Annotated in this window: 4 protein-coding genes; all 4 read left to right on the top strand. The window is 41.5% G+C overall.

Features of this window, described 5'->3' with window-relative positions; translation table 11 throughout:
• The first annotated feature begins 338 nt into the window (after window positions 1-338).
• The 4 genes from LI149_RS14720 to LI149_RS14705 all read left to right on the top strand — a co-directional run bounded on the left by LI149_RS14720 (window position 339) and on the right by LI149_RS14705 (window position 5,686).
• Complete coding sequence (locus tag LI149_RS14720; protein WP_227143585.1) at window positions 339-1,898, top strand: DUF1538 domain-containing protein; 1,560 nt, start codon at window positions 339-341, stop codon at window positions 1,896-1,898.
• 96 nt (window positions 1,899-1,994) lie between these two features.
• Window positions 1,995-2,705, top strand: coding sequence for a P-II family nitrogen regulator (locus LI149_RS14715; protein ID WP_117650688.1), 711 nt, complete (start codon window positions 1,995-1,997; stop codon window positions 2,703-2,705).
• A 229-nt stretch (window positions 2,706-2,934) separates the two neighbouring features.
• Window positions 2,935-3,291: a DUF6110 family protein gene (locus LI149_RS14710; protein WP_005336087.1), complete on the top strand. Its 357-nt coding sequence runs from the start codon at window positions 2,935-2,937 to the stop codon at window positions 3,289-3,291.
• A 292-nt stretch (window positions 3,292-3,583) separates the two neighbouring features.
• Window positions 3,584-5,686, top strand: coding sequence for a heavy metal translocating P-type ATPase (locus tag LI149_RS14705; protein ID WP_227143584.1), 2,103 nt, complete (start codon window positions 3,584-3,586; stop codon window positions 5,684-5,686).
• The last annotated feature ends 237 nt before the right edge of the window (window positions 5,687-5,923 follow it).

Here is a 5,923-nt window from a genome sequence, read left to right as displayed (position 1 = left end):
GTAGAGCATTCGGCTGTTAACCGAAGGGTCGTAGGTTCGAACCCTACTCGGGGAGCTAAAACCTGTAAGTATAATACTTACAGGTTTTTTTGTATAATAAGAAATTTACTTTCTTATTATATAAAACCCTATGCCAAGTTGTTAAAAACTTAGCATAATATTAACGTCTTTAAAGCTTCAAAAAACAACCACATTTATGTTAGAATAATTAAAAGATGCTGGGGCGAGTTCCAAGGTCGTTAAGCGAGTCCCAAGTTCATTAAAATAGTGTTCGAAAAGGTACTTTATTAAAGGATACATATTAATTAATACATATTAAATATAGAAGAAAGGCGTTTATGGGATTACAATTATATCAAAAAAATTTACTGGAAAAACTAAAAGAGTCATTAGGAGCTGTGTTGCCGATCATAGGCATTGTGTTGGTGTTATGCTTTAGCATTGCGCCCATTCCAAACAGCGTCCTGATGACTTTTGTTGTTGGTGCGGTTCTTCTGATCATCGGAATGATGTTCTTTACACTTGGTGCGGAGATGGCGATGACTCCTATGGGAGAACGAATAGGAACGAAACTGACCAATACAAGAAAGATAAGTGTAGTGATAGTGCTGTGTTTTATCCTTGGCTTTATCATCACCATATCAGAACCGGATCTTCAAGTATTGGCTGAACAAGTTCCATCCATTCCCAATTACACGCTGATTATTGCAGTAGCAACAGGAGTTGGAATATTTCTTGTAGCCGCGGTACTTCGAATGTTATTTGGAATTCCACTGGCACATATGCTTTTAATTTTGTACCCAATCATATTCATTTTGGCAAGCATTGTTCCACAAGATTTCCTGACAGTGGCATTTGATTCAGGCGGAGTAACAACAGGACCTATGACAGTACCATTTATTATGGCGTTAGGAATCGGATTTTCAGCAGTTCGAAGTGATAAACATGCGGAAAATGACAGCTTTGGTCTGGTTGCATTGTGTTCAGTCGGACCAATTCTGGCAGTATTGCTGCTTGGCTTACTTTACCACCCAGAGGAAAGTGGATACGAACAGACAATGATTGTGAAGACTGATAATTCAGTAGAAATGTGGCAGCTTTTTCAAGAAGGACTTCCTTATTATATGAAAGAAATGCTGATCTCTTTGCTGCCAATTATTTTATTTTTCTTCATTTTTCAGATTGTATCATTACATCTTCACAAAAAGACATTGGTAAAAATTATTATAGGAATCATTTATACATACATAGGTCTTGTACTTTTCCTGACAGGGGTAAATGTGGGATTTATGCCGGCAGGTAATTATCTGGGGCAAGTGATTGCGGGGCTTTCCTATCCATGGATCATCGTGCCGATCGGTATGCTGATCGGTTACTTTATCGTAAAAGCGGAACCAGCAGTATATGTATTAACGGAACAGGTAGAAGAACTGACTTCCGGAGCCATTTCCGCAAAAGCAATGGGAATGAGTCTGTCCATCGGAGTCGCATTCTCTCTGGGACTGGCAATGGTACGGGTGCTTACCGGCATTTCGATTTTGTGGTTTCTGCTCCCAGGATACGCAGTAGCCCTAGGATTAACATTTTTCGTGCCCAAAATATTCACAGCAATCGCATTTGACTCAGGAGGCGTAGCATCCGGACCGATGACAGCAACATTTTTACTGCCATTTTCAATGGGAGCATGCGAGGCGCTAGGTGGAAATGTTGTGACAGATGCGTTTGGAGTGGTAGCTATGGTAGCAATGACGCCGCTTATAACAATTCAAATCCTTGGACTGATCTATCAGATTCAGGAACAGATGAAAGAAAAACAGGCAGCAAAAGATTACACAAGTATAAAAGTATGCATAGAAAATCTAGACAATGTAGACAATCAAGAAATCATTGAGTTGTAAACAGTCGAGTTGTAAACAGGGATAGAGATTTTTACAAGGCGCATATTAGTGAAGATGGAAAATGTTTAAGAAAATTAGAAAGTTCGGAGATAATTTATGAGTAGATTATATATGATGGTGACGATTACAGACAGGAACCGAAAGAAGAAATTTGAAGAATTTTATAAGAAAAATGAGCATATGGTTTTCTTTACAACATTGGGACGTGGAACCGCAAATAGTGAGATGTTGGACTATTTCGGATTGGAAGAATCAGAAAAGGTCGTAATTCTATCGGTGGTAACAGAAGAAACGTGGAAGAAACTAAGGCGGGAAATGATTGTAAAGATGCAGATCGACGTGCCGGGAACCGGAATTGCATTTATCGTGCCACTCAGCAGCATCGGCGGAGAAAAAACATTACATTTCCTGATACAGAGCGAGAAATTTGAACGGGAGGAGGAGTCCACTTTGAAAGAAACAGAATATGAATTATTAGTAGCAATTGCCAATCAGGGGTGCATCGACACCGTGATGGACGTGGCGAGAAGTGTAGGAGCCGGAGGCGGAACCGTGATCCATGCGAAAGGAACCGGCATGGAAACAGCAGAAAAATTTCTTGGCGTATCACTGGCGGCAGAAAAAGAAATCATATTGATCGTCACAAGAAAGAAACAGAAAAATGCAATCATGAAAGCCATGATGGAGCAGACAGGACTTGCCAGCAAAGAAAAAACAATTATATTTTCCCTGCCGGTCACAAGCACAGTAGGACTTAGAATGTATATAGATGAAATGGATATGGATGAGGAAGAAAAAGACAGATAATTCGTGCGTAATGATATTCAATTTCAGCTATAATGAGAACAAAAATCAATAAGCCGGCTCAAGTGAGTAATAATTATCAATAAGGAAAAAGAAGTGGAAATGAAAAAACAAATGCGTTACAATTTAGTGAATTCAAAGTGATGATATAGTATTGAACCAAAAAGTACATATCACATATACTAACATCATATAAGAACCTAGAAGTAGAAAGAAAGGCAGGAGACAAAAGATGTCAAACATTTTAAAAGGCTTAAAAAAAGTAGATGGAAAGAAGACAGGAATCTTTGCAGCAGGAGTATTATTCGGAACTGCAGGAATCAAAGTTCTGTCCAGCAAGGACGCTAAAAAATTATACACAAACTGTACAGCAGCAGTTTTAAGAGCAAAAGAGTGTGTGCTTAAGACAGCAGCTACAATTCAGGAAAATGCAGAGGACGTATATGCAGAAGCACAGCAGATCAACGAAGACAGAGCAGCAAAAGAAGAGCAGGAGTACGCAGAGGCAGTAGCAGCAGAAGAGGCCGAAGAAGCAGAGGAAGCAGCAGAAGCTGATGAGACAGATTTTGCGGAAGAGACAGCCGAGTAAAAACGCAGATAAGACAGCAAAGTCAGACAGGTAAGTAAGACAGCAAAGTAAGACAGGTAAGTAAGACAGCAAAGTAAGACAGCAAAGTCAGACAGCAGGGTAGTTCAAGGAGAACTAGCATAAAAATTATTGTGATAATTATAAAAATGTAAGGAAAAATCAGGACACCTGTGGTTAAGACTGCAGGTGTCTTGACAAGTTGTAAGAGAATCAACAGCAAGCGAACCACTGCAAGCGAATCACTGCGAGGTAAGCAGGGAAGGAAGAAAGCAGGGAAAGAAGGAAAATATACATGAAATTTGTAATCAAGCATGAGATTAAAGGCAGGATCCGTGCCCATGCTGTACAGTACAGAATGACATTTGAGCAGGCAGACCGGATGCAATATTATCTGGAATCCCAGGATATGATTACATCTGCAAAAGTACAGAACCGCACGGGAGACTTTACGATCTGTTATAAAGGCGACAGAGAGAAAGTAATCAAACTGCTTCAAACATTCCGTTATGAGGAAGTTGACATTCCGGAAAATTATGCACAGAATTCCGGACGCGAACTGAATCAGGAATATTGGGATAAGTTAGTTGAAACTGTAATCTATCATTATGGAAATAAATTATTTTTGCCATATTCGGTCAGAGCATGTATCACAGCAGTAAAATCTGTGAAATATCTTTGGATGGGTGTGCGTACACTTGCAAAAGGCAAGATTGAAGTTCCGGTACTGGATGCGACCGCAATCGGAGTATCTATGTTCCGCGGAGATATCGCAACTGCAGGATCCGTCATGTTCCTGCTTGGAATCGGCGAAATCCTGGAAGAGTGGACACACAAGAAATCCGTTGGTGACCTGGCAAGAAGCATGTCACTGAACATCAGCAAAGTATGGCTTGTCAGCGACGGTCAGGAAGTATTAGTACCATTTTCATCTGTAAAGAGCGGCGATATGGTACGCATCCACATGGGAAATGTAATTCCATTTGACGGAACAGTTGTGGAAGGCGAGGCAATGGTCAACCAGGCGTCTTTGACTGGAGAGTCCGTGGCAGTACGCAAGATAGAAAATGGAGAAGTGTATGCCGGAACGGTTGTAGAAGAAGGCGAGCTTACTATACGTGTAAGAGAGGCAAATGGATCAAGTAAATTTGAGAAGATCGTGACGATGATCGAAGAATCCGAGAAACTCAAATCCGGACTGGAAAGCAAGGCAGAACATTTGGCGGATAAACTCGTTCCATACACATTGGCAGGAACAGGTCTTACCTATCTTCTTACAAGAAATGTAACAAAAGCACTGGCTGTATTGATGGTAGATTTTTCATGCGCACTGAAACTGGCCATGCCGATTTCCGTATTGTCTGCAATCCGTGAGGCAAGCAGCTACAACGTCACAGTCAAAGGCGGAAAATATCTGGAAGCAATGGCAGAAGCAGATACCATCGTATTTGACAAGACAGGAACACTGACAAAAGCACAGCCGACAGTCGTAGATGTCGTACCATTCTGCGATAAGACACCAGACGAATTGCTGAGAATCGGCGCCTGCCTGGAAGAACATTTTCCACACTCCATGGCAAAAGCAGTTGTAAATGCAGCACAGGACAAAGGGCTTATCCATGAAGAGTTCCACTCAAAAGTAGAGTACATCGTGGCACACGGCATTTCCTCAAAAATCAATGACCAAAAAGTCGTCGTTGGAAGCTATCATTTCGTATTCGAAGATGAAGAGAGCCAAATTCCAGAAGGAATGGAAGAAAAATTCCAGGAACTGCCATCCGAATACTCACATTTGTACATGGCAATCGAAGGAAAACTGGCAGCAGTCATCTGCATCGAAGACCCGCTGAGAGAAGAAGCACCACAGATCATCAAAAATCTGAAGGCAGCAGGCATCAGCAAAGTAGTTATGATGACTGGGGACAGCGACCGTACCGCAAAAGCAATCGCCAAACGAGTAGGCGTGGACGTATATTACTCGGAAGTATTGCCGGAAGACAAGGCAAACTTCGTAGAGCAGGAAAAAGCCGCCGGACGAAAAGTCATCATGATCGGAGACGGAATCAACGATTCACCGGCACTATCCGCAGCAGACATCGGAATCGCAATCAGCGACGGCGCAGAGATCGCCCGCGAGATCGCAGACGTGACCATGAGCGGCGACGACTTGAGCGAAATCGTAACACTGAAGCAGATCAGTAATAAATTAATGAAACGAATTCACAAAAATTACCGCAACATCGTAGGATTCAACACCGCCCTCATCATACTTGGCGTCACCGGAATCCTACAGCCAACCGTATCAGCACTACTTCATAACACATCAACCCTGTACATCAGCCTGAAAAGCATGGAGAACCTGCTGGAAGAAGAAACCGAAGTGGAAGAATATATATAGGTAAAAAAGCGTCAGTTCAGAAAGAATTGACGCTTTCTTCTTATGTAAAAAGTGCGTAAAAAAACAAATTGTACAAAAACATTCCACAATTCCAAAAAGGGACAGGTTAGAAAATCCGGAAACCCCCATAAAAAAGGAAAGTAAAAATACACACAATTCAAAAGGGACAGGTAGAAGTCTGTTTGGGGACGGGGTTTTTTCAAAAACAATGTCATTAAGTTAAGGATTTTAGTAGTG

Source organism: Dorea sp. 210702-DFI.3.17 (assembly GCF_020560825.1).
GTDB classification, from domain to species: domain Bacteria; phylum Bacillota; class Clostridia; order Lachnospirales; family Lachnospiraceae; genus Dorea; species Dorea formicigenerans.
The sequence above is the reverse complement of the archived record's forward strand: the minus strand, read 5'-3'. Positions and strand labels throughout refer to the sequence as shown.

Excerpts from the sequence above, each read along its gene's own strand:
- LI149_RS14720 (WP_227143585.1), top strand. The coding sequence starts at position 339 with ATGGGATTACAATTATATCAAAAAAATTTACTGGAAAAACTAAAAGAG.
- LI149_RS14715 (WP_117650688.1), top strand. The coding sequence starts at position 1,995 with ATGAGTAGATTATATATGATGGTGACGATTACAGACAGGAACCGAAAG.
- LI149_RS14710 (WP_005336087.1), top strand. The coding sequence starts at position 2,935 with ATGTCAAACATTTTAAAAGGCTTAAAAAAAGTAGATGGAAAGAAGACA.
- LI149_RS14705 (WP_227143584.1), top strand. The coding sequence starts at position 3,584 with ATGAAATTTGTAATCAAGCATGAGATTAAAGGCAGGATCCGTGCCCAT.